This window comes from Glutamicibacter nicotianae (assembly GCF_002797775.1).
Classification (GTDB): domain Bacteria; phylum Actinomycetota; class Actinomycetes; order Actinomycetales; family Micrococcaceae; genus Glutamicibacter; species Glutamicibacter nicotianae.
In genome coordinates this window covers 368,678-385,366 of sequence record NZ_PGEY01000001.1, presented here as the reverse complement: position 1 = coordinate 385,366, position 16,689 = coordinate 368,678, and the positions used below count along the sequence as shown (strand labels likewise).

Here is a 16,689-nt window from a genome sequence, read left to right as displayed (position 1 = left end):
CGTTTCATGACTATGGGGGTACGCCGCTGAAAAGACACCGACAGGAAGCACCGTATCGAAACGACTTCCAGGGGGTAACCCGCGCTTGTCCTTGATGCCTTGTGCATTCAAGGGCCAGGTCTTCACCCGGGGCACCCCACCGCGGTTGGAGGGTTGCCGCCCAGTAAGCCGGGGCTTGTTACTGGAACTCATGACCTGCTATCAGTTTGCCCGAAAACCGAAGATCTTTGCAACGCAGTGGACCAGGATTGGACTCAATCGGTCATATTTCGCGAATTCCGCAGATTTTCCGCAGAGTATTCGATAACATCAGCGCACTTAGGGGAGCCTAAGTAGAGACTCGCATCACATGTTGCCATGATGGGCACATGATGAGGCTAGATCACGTAAGTTATGCATGCGGCCCGGACGGGCTGCTGCCAACCGCTGAAAGAATCTCCGAGTCCCTGGGACTGGAATTCGTCAAGGGCGGCGTGCATCCACGATTCGGAACACGCAATGTCATCTTCCCGCTCAAGCATGGCCAGTACCTGGAAGTGGTTGAAGTCCTGAACCACCCGGCCAGCGACAAGGCTCCCTTCGGCCAGGCCGTGCGCGCCCGCTCGGAGCTCGGCGGCGGATGGATGGGATGGTGCGTCTCGGTGGAGGATCTATCCAGTGCCGAAGAGCGCTTGGGCCGCAAGTCCGTGCCGGGGAACCGCAAGTTCCCGGATGGCCGCGAACTTACCTGGCAGCAAATCGGCATCAAGGGCCTGATCGCTGATCCGCAGGTCCCGTACCTGATTTCCTGGGATGAAGGCTCCGAGGAGCTGCATCCTTCCAAGGCGCTGGAGCCTGTCGGCGAGATCAGCCAGATCTCCATCGCCGGCTCGCGTGATCGGGTGCTGGATTGGCTGGGCCAGCCGCAGAACGTCAATTTGGGCGCTGTCACCATGCAATATGAAGCCCCGAATGGCACTCCTGGCATCATGTCGGTAACCTTCGAAACCGAGTCCGGCACCGTGGTGCTGTAGGAAACTCGGAAACGAACGCAGGTAGGCGGGGACAATGGCGTCCCCACCTACCTTTTTTCGTTAATGGCGTTTCAGTCGCTGGCGCAGGCCTTCGGGCACTACTGGCCGATTCCGATGGCAGGCCCAATCAGCGCGTAGCCGACGAAGCCGATAGCATCGAGCAGGAAGTGCGCGATGACCAGCGGCATCACCCGGCCGTACTTCTGGTACACCCAGCCGAAGACGATGCCCATGAGCATGTTGCCGATCATCGGCCCCACGCCCTGGTAGAGGTGGTAGCTGCCGCGGAGCACTGCAGAACCGATCATGATGCTCCACAGTCCCAGCTTCAGCTTCTTGGCATAGGTGAACAGGAAGCCGAGCATCAGCACTTCTTCGAGCACTGCATGGCGTACAGCCGACAGCAGCAGCACGGGGACGCTCCACCAATAATCACCGAGGTTGGCTGCTGACAGTGCTGTGGTGACGCCCAGTGCCCGTCCGGCAGCATAGACGCCCAGCGTCCCCACGCCCATGGCCAGGAACAGCCCCGCCCCGAGCATCGTGTCCTTGCCCGGACGTCGTATGTCGAAGCCGATGTCACGGATGGTTCGGCCGGTCGTGCGCTTCATCAGGTAGAGTGCCAGCACCACGGGCACCAGCGCGAAGACAATGTCCAGAAGCTGGTAGGTGAAATCAAAGAACTCGCGTGTGCTCAGCGGGTTGTTCAGCGATGTCGTCTGATCACGCAACGGTGCCCTGGTGACTTTATCCGCAAAGCTCAGCAGCGAAAAGACCGCGCTCTGCCCCAAGGACAGGGCGAGAACCAAAATGATCTCGAACCTGAGGGTTCTGCGGGTTGCCGTCTGCTCAATTTGTTCAGCGTTCACGTTCTCGATCATAGGCTGATCTGGCTGTGCGCGTACTGAGTAGCCACGTGGCAAAGCTGCGATAGCCTGAAGGTGAGACCACCAGCGAGTTGAACGAGAAGGGTACGAATGAGTCGTCCTGCCACCAGTGGAGAATTGCAAATCGCCCGCCAGCTCTGCCCCGATCTTTTGTGGGAAGATGCGGCCGTGAATGAAGGCGGACAATTCCACAAGGTGGTCATTGGCAATCCGCAGGCGGTGATTCGCATGGCGCGCACGCCAGCGGCGACCGAACAGATGCCGCGAACCGTCGAGCTGCTGTCTTTGCTGGAAAGCCAGCTCAACTTTCAGATCCCGGTGGCGGTCTCCGAGATCCTGCATGTCGACGGGCTCAGCTCAGTTGCCATGTCCTTCATCCCCGGAAGTGCGCATGAGCCTCATTACGGGGATCCAAAGGTGCTGGGCCAGCTGGTGAAGGAATTGGCCGAGGTACCGCTGGAACAGATCAGCGCTCATCTGGCCAAACCGTTTTCATTCCGTGGCGAATGGACCCAAGCCCGGCAGCAGCAATGCTTCGATGCGCTGCCCGAGGAACTTCGAGCTCCTGCAACCGCACTTTGGGATCAGCTCGATATTCTGGCGCAGGTTCCAGCGGGACTGGTGCATGGTGATTTGGCTGGCCACAACATGCACTGGATTGACGAGAAGCTGATTGGCATCTTGGATTGGGACCTCGCAGCAGCGTGGGACCCTGCGTTGAACACCGCGTACCTGAGCCTGTGGCATGGTTTGGAAATGGTGGATTTGATTGCTCCCAATTCTGAGGAAGCGCACCGGGCCAAAATCTGGTTGGGTCTCATGAGCCTTGAACGGTTATCGGATACGCTCTCGCGCTCGGACAACCCGAAGATGGGCAAGCTCATGCGTAAGATCGGTCCGCGCATCCTCACTGCAGCGCAATCAATCAATGGATAGGAAGCAATTTGGCCTGACCCGCCGACGAGCAAGCCATCTGGAGCGCAAAGAAAGCCCGCCTGAATGTTGTCAGGCGGGCTCTCATGCACCGTATCGGGTGCAATGCTTGCTTAGCTCAGGGCTGCGATAGCTGCATCGTAGTCGGGCTCGGTGGTGATCTCCGGGACGATCTGGTTGTAAACAACCTTCCCGTCCTCATCCAGCACAACAACCGAACGGGCCAGCAGGCCAGCCAGTGGTCCGTCGACCTGGGTGACTCCGTAGTCCGAACCGAAGTCGGAACGGAAGACCGAACCAGCTGTAACATTCTCGATGCCTTCGGCACCGCAGAAGCGGCCCAGTGCGAATGGCAGGTCAGCAGAAACACACACGACGGTGGTGTTCTCCAGGCCGGCAGCCAGTTCGTTGAAGCGACGCACGCTGGCAGCGCAAACGCCGGTATCAACCGACGGGAAGATGTTCAGGACAACGCGACGGCCAGCCAGCGATTCGCTGGTGACATCTGCAAGGCCGGTGTCGGTGAGAGTGAAAGCTGGAGCCTGCGAGCCAACGGCCGGCAGATCACCAATAGTCTGTACAGGGGTTCCCTTGAAAGCAGTATTAGCCATAGGTCTTGTCTATCATGAATGCCTAATACGGAGCTATCATTTCAGCCTACAAGCGCAAACAAGTCGTTCAGATCCTGTATCCATGCAAAACTGTGGATATGGGACCCAACTACGATTCATACGCGGCGAAAATGCGTGCTCAAACAATGGACGGGATTGATCTGGACGTAGTTGCCCGTTTCGCGGACATGCTCTGTCCTCGTAATTCACGAATTCTCGATATCGGTTGCGGGATTGGCAATACCGTCAATGCGTTGCGTCGCTGCGGACATGATGCCTATGGCGTAGATCCAACGCCCCAAGTTCTGGATGTAGCAAAAGACCTATTCGATGGAAGCTGGTTCAGACAGTTATCAGCCGACCAGCTGAGCTTGGGTACACTCAACGAGCATTCGCTGCCGGAACAGTACGACGCCATATTGATGACCGGAAATGTGCCTGCCTTCATTTCACGTGGCGAACTGCGAAGCGTATTCGATTTTGCCGATCGGGTGATCCGTTCAAATGGAGTACTCATCGTTGGGACCACCAGCAACGCCCATGGCGGCCCCACGGACCAGACCGATATTCTCAAAGGAACCTCGCTGCAGCTCGTACACCGATTTGCGGACTGGCATTTAGGCCCCTACGGTTCAGACTCTCTGTGGTCCGTGAGTGTGTATGCGCGGACTGCGCAACGGTCCGGGTTCGGGATGCCTGACGGAATATTCGTCTTGCCTTCCTAATGTCGTAATTCCCTTCGAAGCTCTAGCCGCTACCGGATTGGGCACAAGCTCTGCAACTCCGGAAATCGTTTCCTGGAATCGAACGGTACTTCGTAGCCAACTACATTAAAAATCGAGATGATCGCTCTATCTCACCGGATGGCCGGATCATGTCTCCTTTGGAAGAACAGCTTCCGAGGAATCACGTAAGTCGATCAACTAGTTCGCCCGCCCGATACACGCTATGCGTCAGGTTCATTCCGGGGCGGTACGCCAGATGCGCCGCAACCGGAGCGTCAAGCACATGCAGATCTGCGCGCTTGCCGATCTCAACGGATCCGACTTGGTCGGCAACTCCGAGAGCTAGCGCCCCTCCGTAGGTTGCCGCCTCGATGGCTTCAGCCAGAGACAGGTTCATTTGGAGCACCGCCGTAGCAACGCAGAAGTTCATGTTGCTCGTATAGCTGGTCCCCGGATTGCAGTTGCTCGCCAGCGCGATTCGCACCCCTGCATCAAGCAGTTCGCGACCCGGCGCAAGCGGCTGCCGGGTGGACAGGTCGCAGGCGGGCAAGCAGGTAGCTACCGTGCCCGGCTTGCCCGAACGCGCCGAGGCATCCCAACCGGCCCAGCTGTCGGCGAGCGCCTTGAAGTCCTCTTCATCCAGGTAATTCACGTGATCTACCGAACGGCTGCCGAATTCCACGGCCAGCTTCACTCCCGGGCCTGGGCCCAGCTGGTTTCCATGGACCTTGGTCGCCAGCCCTTTGCGGTGCGCGGCTTCCAGGACCCGGCGCGATTGCTCTTCGGTGAATGCACCGCGTTCGCAGAAGACATCGACGAAGTCGACGTTGCCTGCCACCGCATCAAGCATCGGTCCGGTGACCAAATCCGTATAGGCCTCGGCATCCCAGCCTGCCGGAACCAGATGGGCGCCTAGGAAGGTCAGTGAATCTACCAGTGGCTTGCCGAGTATGGAATGCCGGATCTCTTCTTCCAGTGCCAGGCCGTAGCCGGTCTTGGTTTCCATCCAGGTGGTGCCCATCGCCAGCGCTTCATGGCGGCGTTCCGCCACAACTCCGGACAGCTCCTTGTCGGAGAGCTGCCCGGTGGCCGAGGTGGTGACCGCAATGCCGCCGGCGGCATAGGACTGGCCTGCCATGCGGGCCACGAATTCTTCGGCGCGGTCGCCGCCGAAAATCAGATGGCTGTGGGAATCAACCCAGCCGGGCAGCACCGCACGGCCGCCCAAATCGATCTCGTGCGCCGTTGCTGGTGCCTGCGCCATGTGGCCGACCCATGCAACCAGGCCATCTTCGATTAGCACCGCGGCGTCTTCCAGCACGCTGCCTTTCGCGTCAACCGTCGTCAGCTGTCCGATGTTGGTAAGCAACAAGGTTGCCATGAGCGCTCCGCCTTCGTGGTAATTCCAATCCTTCAGGCACGAGCCTACCTATGGCTTGCCGCCTGCGGGGCAGAACAAGAGGGTGCCCGTCTGAAATTTCAGACGGGCACCCTTGTGCCCTGTTTCAGGGCAGGTTTATCCCTTGGTGGCGCCTGCCAGCAAGCCGCGCACGAAGAACCGCTGCAGAGCGAAGAACACCGCCAGCGGAATGATCATCGAGATGAAAGCACCTGCGGTAAGCAGCTCCCAGGATTGTCCATAGGTACCCGAGAGGTCCTGGAGCGCCTTGGTAATCGGCAATTCCCCACCCGAGGTGAACACGGTTGCCACCAGCAGGTCATTCCAGACCCAGAGGAACTGGAAGATTCCGAAGGAAGCAATGGCCGGCATCGACAAGGGCAGGACGATTTTCGAGAAGATCTTCCCGTGCCCGGCTCCGTCAACGCGCGCGGCCTCGATTACCTCATCCGGGATCTCCGAAATGAAGTTATGCAGCATGAAGATCGCCAAGGGCAAGGCGAAGATCGTGTGCGCAATCCAGACCTTGGCGTAGGCGCCATCCAATCCGTTGACGCCCAAGCCTGGCAGGATATACAGCCCGCCAATTTTCACCCCGTCCGAGAAGAGCTGGAGCAGCGGCACCAGCGCCATCTGGATCGGAACGATCTGCAGGGCGAAAATGAGCACGAAGAGCGTATTGCGTCCCTTGAAGTTGATCCAGGCGAACGCGTAGGCAGCCAAGCTGGCAATCAGGATCGGCACAATCGCCGCCGGAATGGTGATGACCAGCGAATTCAGGAAGGCCTTGGACAGCGGAAGGCTGTCGCCGGAGGCGAAGGCCTGCACATAGTTGTCCAGCGTGAACGACGGGTTGGACAGGGCCGTCCACCAGCCCGTGGTCTTGATGTCATCAGCCTGCCTGAAGGAGGAGACGAACAACCCGAAGGTGGGGATGGTCCACACTGCGGCAATGATGAACGCCGCAATGGTGGCGCCGCGGGAGGTCGTGGCCTTGCGCAGTTTCCCGCTGGATTTCTCGGTGGCCGCCATCAGGCGCCGAGTGGATTCGCCGACGGTGCTCATCGCATGACCCCCTGCTTCTTATGCTGCCTGACGTTGTAGATGATGATCGGCAGCACCAGGATGAACAGGATGACGGCCAGGGCCGAGCTGTAGCCGGTACGGGCCCCAAGCTGGAACTGGCGCACCATTTCGTAGGCCAGGACCGTCGTATCCGAGCGGCCGCCGGTCATCGAGGAGACGATGTCGAAGACCTTGAGCGAGGCAATAGAAATCGTGGTCAAGACAACGATGACCGTGGAGCGGATCCCCGGCAGGGTGACATTGGCGAAGCGCTGCCACGGGCTGGCTCCGTCCAGGGCTGCCGCCTCCAGCTGCTCTGCCGGCACGCCCTTGATGGCCGCGGACAGGATCACCATGGCGAATCCTGCCTGTGTCCAGATCAGGATGACCACCAGGAACAACGTGTTCCACGGTTCGAGCCCGAGCCAGTCGACCGGCTTGGCGCCGAATGCCGTGATGATCGCATTGAGCACGCCGATCTGATCGCCTTGGCGAATGTCGTAGAAGAATTTGAAGATGATCGATGCGCCCACGAAGGAAATCGCCATGGGCATGAACACGAGCAGCTTGAAGAACTTCTCGCCGCGGCTCTTGTCGATGAACACCGCATAGGCCAAGCCGATGATGGTGGAAACCACCGGCGCCACCAGAACCCAGACCAGGGTGTTGAGCAGGGCTGTCAGGCCATCGGGGCTGGTGAATACCCAGCGGAAGTTCCCCAGGCCCACGAAGCCCGACCCGTCATTGGCCATGAAGGCGCTGATGGCGGTGCGGATCGTCGGGTAGATCAACCCGATGGCGAGCAGCAGCATGGCCGGAGCAAGGAACCCAGTCAGCTGCAGCAGCGAGCCGACACCGTGCCGCGAGCGCCGGTCCGCGAAGAACAGCACCGCGCCGAGCACGGCGGCCAGCGCGGCCACCCACATCACCGAGTTGTACAGCCCCAGGACCAGCAGGATCGCTGCCGGAACCACGACCGCGGCGAGGAAGCGCACCACGGTGAATGCGCGTCCGCCATTGGTTGCTATCTCGACAAAGCCGAGGATCGCCGCGATCAGGATCGCGAAGGCAAGCAGCACCACCGGCACCTGGATCAGCGGCGGGACGCCGGCAAGCCATTGGAAGAATTCGGTCATGGTCTCAGGCCCCTGTCATCTCGCCAACGGCCGGGATTCCCGGCCGTTGGCGGCTTGCAAGGTGGTGGCTAGGAGTCATAACCGGACTGGATGTTCTCCAGCACTTCCTCAATCGGCTTGCCGTCGATCCAGTCCACCAGTCCCTTCCAGAAGGAGTCGGAACCCACGCTCTTGGGCATCAGATCAGACCCGTCGAAGCGGAAGGTGGTGTTCGGATCCTGCAGCAGTTCAACGGCGGAGCGCAGCAGGTCGCTGCTGGCGTTCGCTGGATCGAGCCCGGAGTTGGCCGAGATCACGCCGCCGAGAGAGACCCTGCTATTGGCCCAATCCGCGCTGGCCAGGTATTCCTGGACCTTGGCGGTCTCTTCATCGTTGGAGAAAGCTGCGACGAATTCGCCGCCGCCGACGATGGATACCGGGTCATCGGCCTTGGCTGGAGGTGCGACGAAGGCCCAGACATCTCCGTCAGGTGCCACGGTGGCCTTCTCGCCATCGGCATTCTTAGAATCGAGGACATAGCCTTCCAGGAAGGAGGCCTGGTGGGTCAGCGGGCAGGTTCCCTTGGCCACTGCCGTACCGACATCGCCGAAGGCGGTGGCGTTGATCGACTTCACATCGCCATATCCGGCGTTGACTTGTTCGGGGTCGAGCAGGATCTTCCCGACGGACTCGAAGGCGCTGGTAATTTCTGGCGAGGTGAATTCCAGGTCGCCGGCAACCCACTTGTCATAGGCCTCGGGGCCGGACTGGCGCAGCACCGCGTCCTCGATCCAGTCGGTGCCCGGCCAACCCGATGCCTCGCCCGATGCGAATCCGGCACACCAGGCCGGTTCATCGGTCTTCTTCGAGATTTCGGTGCCCAGGGCGATCATCTCATCCCAGGTTTCAGGCACGCTCACGCCCCACTGCTCGAACTGCTTGGGCGAATACCAGATGTAGCCCTTGACGCTGGCCATCAGCGGCACGCCGTACTGCACGCCATCGACCTTGCCGTAGTTCTGCCAGTCCTCGGACCAGTTGCTCTGCAGCTGGGCCTGCACTGCTTCGGGCAGCTGCTGCACCTTGCCCTGGGCCACGGTTGCCTGCAGCAGGCCGGGCTGCGGGAAGACTGCCAAATCCGGGGTGTCGCCGCCTTGGACCTTGATCCCGATCTGGGATTCGAAGTTTTTGTCTCCGGTGTAGCGGATCTTGATGCCGTTTTCCTCGGACCACTTGGCCCACGACTTTTCCAGCAGTTCCGCCTCGATGCCGGTGACCGGGCCATAGATGTCCACGACACCGTCGGCTTCGCCCACCTGGGCTGCGCCGCCTCCGGAGGCGTTGGGGTCATTGGGGTCTGCCCCGCCGGAGCAGCCGGCCAGGAGCATGCCGATAGCTGCCATCGAGATAACCGGCGCGAGCTTCAGACTGCGTTGTGCTTTCTTCATGATGCCCTCCACGTTGACTAGTACCTTGCCGAGTGAAGCGGCCTGGCACGAATGATCTCCTCAATAGTGACGCAGATCATCGACGCGCGTCAACACCTATGGAAGAAGATCGTCCAGAGATTGTCGTGGGATGCTCAGCGCGGAGCCGGGCCGGTGCTGTCGCGGACCGTCATCAGCGGCGCGATAAGCTGCTGCACGGCACCCTGGGAACGGCCTTCGATTTTCTGCACCAGTGCGTCCACCGCCGCATGGGAGACCGCCTCGCCCGGTGGGGCGACCGTGGTCAGTGCCGGGGCTACCATTTCGGCCGAGCGGTCGCCGACACCCAATGCAATTACCGAGAGGTCTTCTGGGATGCGCAACGACGCCATGCCAGCGGCGTTGACGAAACCGGCAGTGGCGAATTCCTTGAGCGCCAGCACCGCCGTGGGGCGCGGGTGCAGGTCCCGGTAGGCATCCAGCGCCGTCCGTCCGCCGCGCGCGTTGTTTTCCACCGGGATTTCCTGCATCGACATGCCGCGGAGGCGCGCGGCTTCAGAGATGGCGCGGGCCGTGCGGATGGCCGGACCGTTGCCGGCCTCCTGGTCTTCCACGGAGACGTTGATGTACATGATGGATTGGTGGCCGAGGTCCGCCAGGTAGTCCACCGCGATGCGCCCGGCCTCGGCGAAATCATTATCGACATAGGACAGGTCGGCATTGTCATCGGGACGGCCAATGGAAGCGAAAGGTATGCCCGCGCGCCGCAGGACATCGAAGCGCGGGTCATTGATCGACACTTCCATCAGCAGCACCCCGGCCACCAGTTTCTGCCCGACCAGGCTTTCCAATCCCATGACATCGGTCATCGGATTGGACCACAAGAGCATGTGGTAGCCCAGCGCGCGGGCACGCTCCATTGCGGCGGTGACGTATTCGAACTCGGTGGAGGAATAGCCGTCCACGCTGGTGGGAAAGTGCAGGGCAAGGATCCCCCGGCGGGATCCGGCCAGGCCCTGGGCAAAGGCATCCGGGGTGTAGTTCAGCTCCCGCATGGCCGCCACGACTCTGGCCTTGGTCGCCTCGGAAATGGTGCGCCGGCCGCTGATCACGTAGGACACGGTACTGGGAGATACGCCGGCCAAGCGCGCCACATCATCCCTGGTAGCCATGAGCCCTCCGCCTTTGGTTATGCCAACTCGTCATCCCTATTGAAACACGGCGCCGGGCCAACCGAGCTGGTCAGCGGCTGGCGACGAAGGCCTGCACGCAAGCCTCGATGTCCTCGGCCGAATGCGCGGCGGAGAGCTGCACGCGGATGCGCGCGGCGCCCTTGGGCACCACCGGGAAGCTGAAGGCGGTCACGAAGACGCCCTGTTCCAGCATCTTGCCTGCCACCTCTGCGGCCTTGACCGCGTCGCCGAACATCACCGGGATGATGGCGTGCTCGCCGTCGAGCAGCTCGAAGCCCTCTTCGGTCATGCGGCGGCGGAAGTGCGCGGCGTTCTCGAAGAGCTTCTCGCGCAGGTCCCCGGAATCCACCACGAGGTCCAGCGCCTTGAGGGTCGCGGCGACAATCGACGGGGCCAGCGAGTTGGAGAACAGGTACGGGCGGGCCTTCTGGCGCAGCATCGCGACGATTTCGCCGCGGCCGGAGACGTAGCCGCCCGAGGCTCCTCCCAGGGCCTTGCCGAAGGTGCCGGTGTAGATGTCCACGCGGTCCGAGACCCCTGCATGCTCGGGAGTGCCGGCACCGGTGGCGCCCATGAAGCCCACCGCGTGGGAGTCGTCGACCATGACCAGCGCGTTGTACTTGTCGGCCAAATCGCAGATGGCTTCGAGCGGTGCCAGGTAGCCGTCCATGGAGAAGACGCCGTCGGTGACGATGATGGTGCGGCGTGCACCCGCCCCGTCGTTGAGCTGCGCGGCGGCCTGCAGCTGGGTTTCCAAATCGGCCATGTCCTGGTTGGCATAGCGGAAGCGCGCGGCCTTGGACAGGCGGATGCCGTCGATGATCGATGCGTGGTTCAGCGCATCGGAGATAATCGCGTCTTCCTTGCCGAACAGCGACTCGAAAACGCCGCCGTTGGCATCGAAGCAGCTGGAGAACAGGATGGTGTCGTCGGTGCCCAGGAACTTCGAGAGCCGGGATTCCAATTCCAGGTGCAGGTCCTGGGTGCCGCAGATGAAGCGGACCGAGGCCATGCCGAAGCCGCGCTCGTCCATGGCGGACTTGGCGGCGTCGATGATCTGCTGGTTATCAGCCAGCCCCAGGTAGTTGTTGGCGCAGAAATTCAGCACCTTCCGTGCATCGTCACCCAGCGAGCCGGCCAGGATGGACGCAGACTGGGCCGAGTCGATGTGGCGTTCTGCCTTGAACAGGCCGGAGGACTTCAGCTCGTCCAGTTCGGCGGCAAGCTGGTCTTTGAGGTCCGTGTACATTGCAAATACTCCTTGTTGATCCGGGAAATTCTTAGCCTGGGAAAACGGTCCAGTCGAGCACGACCTTGCCGCCGTGGCCGCTGCGGGCAGCTTCGAAGCCCTGCTGCCATTCGGTGGCCGGCAGGAAGTCGGTCACCACCGAGGCAATGCGCTCGCGCATCACTTCCGAGGAGGTGAGCATGGCGCTCATGGCGTACCAGGTCTCGAACATCTCGCGGCCGTAGATGCCGCGCAGGGTCAGCATGTGGGTGACCACCTTGCCCCAGTTGATATCGATGGAGGTGCTGGGCAGCCCGAGCATGCAGATCTTGCCGCCGTGGTTCATGTTCTCGATCATTTCCGGCAAGGCGGTCTTGTGCCCGGACATTTCCATGCCGTAGTCGAAGCCTTCAACCATGCCCAGCTGCTGCTGCGCTTCCCTGATGCGGGTGTTCGCGACGTTCACGGCCAGGTCGATGCCCATGCTCTGGGCCAGTTCCAGGCGCTGCTCGGAAACATCGGTGATGGCGATGTTGCGGGCGCCGACGTGGCGGGCCACTGCCACTGCCATCAGGCCGATGGGGCCTGCACCGGTGATCAGCACATCCTCGCCGACCATCGGGAATTGCAGCGCGGTGTGCACGGCATTGCCGAAAGGGTCGAAGATGGCGCCGAGCAGCGGGGTGATGCGCTCGTCGCGGTGGATGTAGACGTTGCTTTCCGGGATAACCACGTATTCGGCGAAGGCGCCATCGCGCTGGACACCGACAGAGTCGACGTTGATGCACATCTGCTTGCGACCGGCGCGGCAGTTGCGGCACAGCCCGCACACGACATGCCCTTCGCCGGAGACGCGGTCGCCGACCTTGACACCGTGGACGAAGCTGCCGACCTCCACGACCTCGCCATAGAATTCGTGTCCGGGAACCAGCGGGGTGTTGATCATGGCCTTGGCGGCATCGTCGTAGGCTTCGATGTGCAGGTCGGTGCCGCAGATGCCAGCGGTCATGACGCGGATCTTCACGTCGTGCGCGCCGGTTTCCGGTTCTGGGCGATCAACGAGTTCCAGTCCCGCGTGCGGACCGGACTTGTACAGTGCTTTCATGCTGGTTCCTTAGGATTGGGCACCTGCTGTGCGCAAGACAGACATGGGGTCGCTTCAAGTGTCGCACCCAACAACTCGAGGTAACACCTTAGAAGATCACTGATTTACTGATCCAACGATTTAGTATTTACTTCATGGAATTGCATCAGTTGAGGATTCTTCGTGAACTCGCGGATCTGGGCAGCGTTAATGCTGTAGCCAAGGCCCTTTTCGTCTCGCCTTCGGCGGTCTCGCAGCATTTGGCGCAATTGCAACGCAACTTCCCTGCGCCCCTGACCCAGAAGGACGGACGCAGGCTGGTGCTGACTGCAGAGGGAAAACTGCTGGCCTCCGCAGCGGCCTCGGTCGCTTCGACCCTGGCAGAGGTCTCAGCGAGAATCCGCACCCAGGAACAGGAACGGGACACCCCCATCCGGATCGCCGGATTCCACTCCATCGGACAGACCATCTTCGCCCCGCTGCTGACCTACCCGGAAGGCCAGTTGCCCCCGTTGCGCTTTTCCGACGAGGACGTCTCGCAGCAGGATTTCCCTGCCCTGACCTCGACGTACGATTTGGTACTGGCGCACCGGATGCCGCACACGGCCCCGTGGCCAGAAGACCGGATCAGTGTCATACCACTGGCTTTCGAACCGCTGGACGTCGCAATCCACCGGGACCATCCGCTGGCCGAATTCAAGGAGCTCTCCCCCGAACAGGTCATCGACGAGCCCTGGGTCGTTTCGCGTTCGGGCTATTCGCCGGCAGACGTCCTGGAAACCATTGCCGCACTGGCCGGCCAAGCTCCGCGAATCGAGCACCGGGTCAATGACTACGCCACCGCCGGAGCCCTGGTTGAAGCCAGCGGCTGCCTCGGGATCCTGCCTCGCTATACAGCACGGAAAACACTGGACAGTACGGTGACTTTACGACCAATCAAAGGTCTTTCAGCCGGTCGACAAATCGACGTTCTGGTTCGTGCGGAGCACCTCCACAGAGAACCAGTCATGGACGTCATCGAGGCGATACGGCAGACCATCCGGGGGCTTGTCGGCGCCTAGCCGTTAACTTCCTACCTACGCACCGAAGCCGCCACTGAATCAATCCTGGCTGCCTGAGAATCTGCAAGGAACGCGTACCGGAGCCAACCTCCGAAATATGCACGCCGAATGGCCATCTCCACGAGTCTCGCAGTTAAACTGGGGGCGTGGTTGATCAGAAACACGGCATGGGTCCGCAGTACTTGGCAGGATTCACGACGGCTTTCGGCGCCCATGGCATCGCGGCGGCACTGGGCACCGAAACCGATAATCTCGGCCTGACTTTTGCCGCCCTTGGCCTCATCCTGGCGACCTACGACATCGCCGAGGTCATCTTGAAACCGGTCTTCGGCGCACTGAGCGACCGGATCGGGGTGAAGCCGGTAATCGTGGTCGGGCTGCTGGTATTTGCGGCGGCCTCGCTGCTCGGCGCCTTCGCTGCTTCCCCGCTGCTGCTCGCCACTGCGCGTTTGGCTCAGGGAGCCGCAGCGGCAGGCTTCTCCCCCGCTTCCTCTTCGGCCGTAGCCCGGATGGTCGGGCCGTCCTTGGCCGGACGCTACTTCGGCAAATATGGTTCCTGGAAGGGGCTCGGGTATGCCGGCGGTCCGCTGCTGGGAGCGGCCCTCATCACCTGGGCTGGCCTGCCAGCGCTCTTCCTGGTTCTGGCAGTGCTCTCGCTGGGCGCAGCGCTGTGGACCGGCATTCGCATGCCGTCCATACCTGTGCTGCCCAAGCAGCGCTCCACCCTGGCTGACATGGTGAAGCAATCCACCGCACCAGCCTTCCTTGGCCCGGTGCTCCTGTTGGCTGCTGCCACCGCGATCCTGGGAGCCGCGGTGGGCTTCATCCCGCTGCTCGCAGCCCGCCTCGGCGCCGACCCGATCCTCGGCATGGGAGCCGTCAGCATCCTGGCCGTCATCTCGGCCGTGGTGCAGCCGCGGATCGGGCGGATCCACGATGCCGCCCCGCAACGGGCCAATACCCTGATGCTGGCTGGTGCGGTCCTGCTGATTGCAGCGGTGGTGCTGTTCGCGGCTGTTCCGTCACTGCCGGTGATCTTGCTGGGCGCGGCGGCAATCGGCCTGGGAGTCGGCCTGATTACCCCGCTCGGATTCGCACGCTTGGCCGCTACCACGCCTCCAGAGCGCATGGGCCGCACCATGGGCAGCGCCGAGCTCGGACGCGAAGTGGGAGATGCCGGCGGACCGATCCTCGTGGGTCTGGTGGCCGGTGCGGCTTCCCTGCCGCTGGGCCTGGGAGCACTGGCTGTTGCCTGCGCCGTGGCGGCGGCAGGCGGTGCCAGCATGATGCGTTCCACGGCTTCATCCGCGGAACGTCCGCAGAGCGCCGGCTAATCGGTTCCCGGATCCTGCAATGCCATCCCACCGCAGAAACTGGCGGCAGCGCAGGGGTGCCGCGATGGTATTTCGGCGCGTACAGTATTCGCATGAATGCCCTCGAGCCACTCACCCTGCGTGGTGCCCATGTCACCCTTGAACCGTTGTCCATGGAACACCACGACGGTCTGGTGCAGGCTGCCAGCGACGGCGAGTTGTGGAACCTCTGGTACACCTCGGTGCCACGTCCTGAGAACATGCGCGAAGAAATCCGCAGGCGCCTTGCGTTGCAGGCGGAAGGGTCGATGCTGGCCTTCACCACCCGGCTCAATGATCCCGTCAGCGGACTGCCTGGCCGGATCATCGGGATGACCACCTACTGCGGCATTGACCTCGTGCTGCCCTGGGTGGAGATCGGCTACACCTGGAACTCCGCCAGCAGCCACGGTTCAGGCACCAATGCCGAAAGCAAACCCCTGTTGCTGAGCCATGCCTTCGAAACGCTGGATTGCGAGGTCGTGGTGTTCTGCACGCACTGGATGAATTTCCGTTCACGCATGGCCATCAGCCGCTTGGGTGCCAAGCAGGACGGCGTGCTGCGCGCCCGTTCGCGGATGCCGGACGGGTCCCTGCGGGACACCGTAGTGTTCTCAATTCTGAAAGCCGAATGGCCGCAGGTGCGCAACGAACTGGATCGCCGCATCGCCTCCAGGCCCTGAATGCAGCATGTGCGCAGGACGGACGGCCTAGTGGAAACTGCCGCTAGCCGTTGAACGTCTCCGGGTGCGGGCCGGTGCGCCCTTCGCTATCCAGTGCGTCAATTGAAGCCAATTCCGCGACAGACAGCTCGAAGCCGAACAGGTCTAGGTTCGCGGCAATGCGTGACGGGGTCACCGACTTCGGGATGACCACCCGGCCCTGCTGCAGGTGCCAGCGCAGGATCACCTGAGCGGCGGTAACCTGATGGGACTTCGCGATCGCCAGGATGGTCTCGTCGGCGAGCAGCGCTCCCTGAGCGAGCGGGCTCCAGGCTTCCGTGGCAATTTCGTGCTGCCCGTTGGCGGCAATCACCTCGCGGTTCTGCAACGTCGGATGCAATTCCACCTGATTCACCGCAGGAACGATAGTTCCCTCGGCGATCAGCTTGTCCAGGTGATCCGGCTGGAAGTTCGAAACGCCAATGGCACGGACCTTGTTCTCTGAGTACAGCTTTTCCAAGGCCTTCCACGTCTCAACGTAGAGTTCCTTTTCGGGAGCTGGCCAATGGATCAAGAACAGGTCCAGGTAGTCCAGGCCCAAGCGCCGCAGGCTTGCTTCAAAGGCTTCAAGTGTCTGTTCGTACCCCATGTCGGCGATCCAGACCTTAGATGTGATGAACAGTTCGTCGCGAGCAATTCCCGACTCGGCCAAAGCCTTGCCGACACCCTCTTCGTTGCCGTAAATCGCGGCTGTATCGATGCTGCGGTAGCCAGCCTTGAGCGCTGAGCTCACTGCAGCAGTAGTCTCTTCGTTGGGAACCTGGAAGACTCCAAAACCTACCTGAGGCATTTCAATGCCATTGTTCAGCGTGATGGTTGGAATGGGGGTGATCATATCTAACTCCTAGAAATTGGTTGGGGACTGAGAAAAACT

Annotated in this window: 16 protein-coding genes and 1 riboswitch; of the genes, 6 read left to right on the top strand and 10 right to left on the bottom strand. The window is 61.4% G+C overall.

The features are described from left to right. Positions 1-76: 76 nt before the first annotated feature. Positions 77-196: riboswitch (SAM riboswitch) on the bottom strand. 172 nt (positions 197-368) lie between these two features. Further along, complete coding sequence (locus tag ATK23_RS01700) at positions 369-1,013, top strand: VOC family protein (protein ID WP_066139491.1); 645 nt, start codon at positions 369-371, stop codon at positions 1,011-1,013. 98 nt (positions 1,014-1,111) lie between these two features. Here ATK23_RS01700 and ATK23_RS01695 read toward each other — a convergent pair whose 3' ends face one another. Beyond that, the gene (locus ATK23_RS01695) at positions 1,112-1,894 is read right to left on the bottom strand and encodes a CPBP family intramembrane glutamic endopeptidase (RefSeq protein WP_066139495.1); all 783 of its coding nucleotides are present in this window, start codon (positions 1,892-1,894) and stop codon (positions 1,112-1,114) included. Between the two features lie 96 nt (positions 1,895-1,990). Between ATK23_RS01695 and ATK23_RS01690 the strand changes: the two genes are divergently transcribed. Beyond that, positions 1,991-2,836, top strand: a complete 846-nt coding sequence (locus ATK23_RS01690) for a phosphotransferase family protein (RefSeq protein WP_083515495.1) — start codon at positions 1,991-1,993, stop codon at positions 2,834-2,836. Between the two features lie 110 nt (positions 2,837-2,946). Here the strand turns inward: ATK23_RS01690 and tpx are convergent, their stop codons facing one another. Beyond that, on the bottom strand, positions 2,947-3,444 hold the full coding sequence (gene tpx, locus ATK23_RS01685; protein ID WP_066139500.1) for a thiol peroxidase: 498 nt from the start codon (positions 3,442-3,444) through the stop codon (positions 2,947-2,949). 98 nt (positions 3,445-3,542) lie between these two features. Between tpx and ATK23_RS01680 the strand changes: the two genes are divergently transcribed. Continuing rightward, positions 3,543-4,169 carry a class I SAM-dependent methyltransferase gene (locus tag ATK23_RS01680; RefSeq protein WP_066139503.1) on the top strand — a complete coding sequence of 209 codons (627 nt, stop codon included), beginning with the start codon at positions 3,543-3,545 and terminating at the stop codon, positions 4,167-4,169. 181 nt (positions 4,170-4,350) lie between these two features. On the opposite strand, the gene hutI is transcribed toward ATK23_RS01680, so the two are convergent. The 7 genes from hutI to tdh all read right to left on the bottom strand — a co-directional run bounded on the left by hutI (position 4,351) and on the right by tdh (position 12,701). Further along, a complete protein-coding gene (gene hutI / locus ATK23_RS01675) occupies positions 4,351-5,550 on the bottom strand; it encodes an imidazolonepropionase (protein ID WP_066139506.1) in 1,200 nt (399 codons plus the stop codon). Between the two features lie 135 nt (positions 5,551-5,685). Further along, positions 5,686-6,633 (bottom strand): carbohydrate ABC transporter permease, encoded by a 948-nt coding sequence (locus ATK23_RS01670; protein ID WP_038989785.1) that lies wholly within the window; start codon positions 6,631-6,633, stop codon positions 5,686-5,688. Then, on the bottom strand, positions 6,630-7,769 hold the full coding sequence (locus ATK23_RS01665; RefSeq protein ID WP_066139509.1) for a carbohydrate ABC transporter permease: 1,140 nt from the start codon (positions 7,767-7,769) through the stop codon (positions 6,630-6,632). The genes ATK23_RS01670 and ATK23_RS01665 overlap by 4 nt, the downstream gene beginning before the upstream one ends. A gap of 68 nt (positions 7,770-7,837) precedes the next feature. Beyond that, a complete protein-coding gene (locus ATK23_RS01660) occupies positions 7,838-9,196 on the bottom strand; it encodes an ABC transporter substrate-binding protein (RefSeq protein ID WP_066139512.1) in 1,359 nt (452 codons plus the stop codon). Between the two features lie 134 nt (positions 9,197-9,330). After that, on the bottom strand, positions 9,331-10,347 hold the full coding sequence (locus tag ATK23_RS01655; protein ID WP_066139518.1) for a LacI family DNA-binding transcriptional regulator: 1,017 nt from the start codon (positions 10,345-10,347) through the stop codon (positions 9,331-9,333). 70 nt (positions 10,348-10,417) lie between these two features. Continuing rightward, the gene (locus tag ATK23_RS01650) at positions 10,418-11,617 is read right to left on the bottom strand and encodes a glycine C-acetyltransferase (RefSeq protein ID WP_066139521.1); all 1,200 of its coding nucleotides are present in this window, start codon (positions 11,615-11,617) and stop codon (positions 10,418-10,420) included. 31 nt (positions 11,618-11,648) lie between these two features. Further along, positions 11,649-12,701 (bottom strand): L-threonine 3-dehydrogenase, encoded by a 1,053-nt coding sequence (tdh, locus tag ATK23_RS01645; RefSeq protein WP_066139525.1) that lies wholly within the window; start codon positions 12,699-12,701, stop codon positions 11,649-11,651. Between the two features lie 134 nt (positions 12,702-12,835). On the opposite strand from tdh, the gene ATK23_RS01640 reads away from it, so the two are divergent. The 3 genes from ATK23_RS01640 (at position 12,836) to ATK23_RS01630 (ending at position 15,776) form a co-directional block, all read left to right on the top strand. Next, a complete protein-coding gene (locus ATK23_RS01640; protein WP_066139528.1) occupies positions 12,836-13,741 on the top strand; it encodes a LysR family transcriptional regulator in 906 nt (301 codons plus the stop codon). A 146-nt stretch (positions 13,742-13,887) separates the two neighbouring features. Next, positions 13,888-15,075, top strand: a complete 1,188-nt coding sequence (locus ATK23_RS01635) for an MFS transporter (protein WP_245858275.1) — start codon at positions 13,888-13,890, stop codon at positions 15,073-15,075. A 92-nt stretch (positions 15,076-15,167) separates the two neighbouring features. After that, positions 15,168-15,776, top strand: coding sequence for a GNAT family N-acetyltransferase (locus ATK23_RS01630; protein WP_066139534.1), 609 nt, complete (start codon positions 15,168-15,170; stop codon positions 15,774-15,776). 43 nt (positions 15,777-15,819) lie between these two features. Here ATK23_RS01630 and ATK23_RS01625 read toward each other — a convergent pair whose 3' ends face one another. After that, the gene (locus ATK23_RS01625; protein WP_066139537.1) at positions 15,820-16,650 is read right to left on the bottom strand and encodes an aldo/keto reductase; all 831 of its coding nucleotides are present in this window, start codon (positions 16,648-16,650) and stop codon (positions 15,820-15,822) included. Positions 16,651-16,689 lie beyond the last annotated feature (39 nt).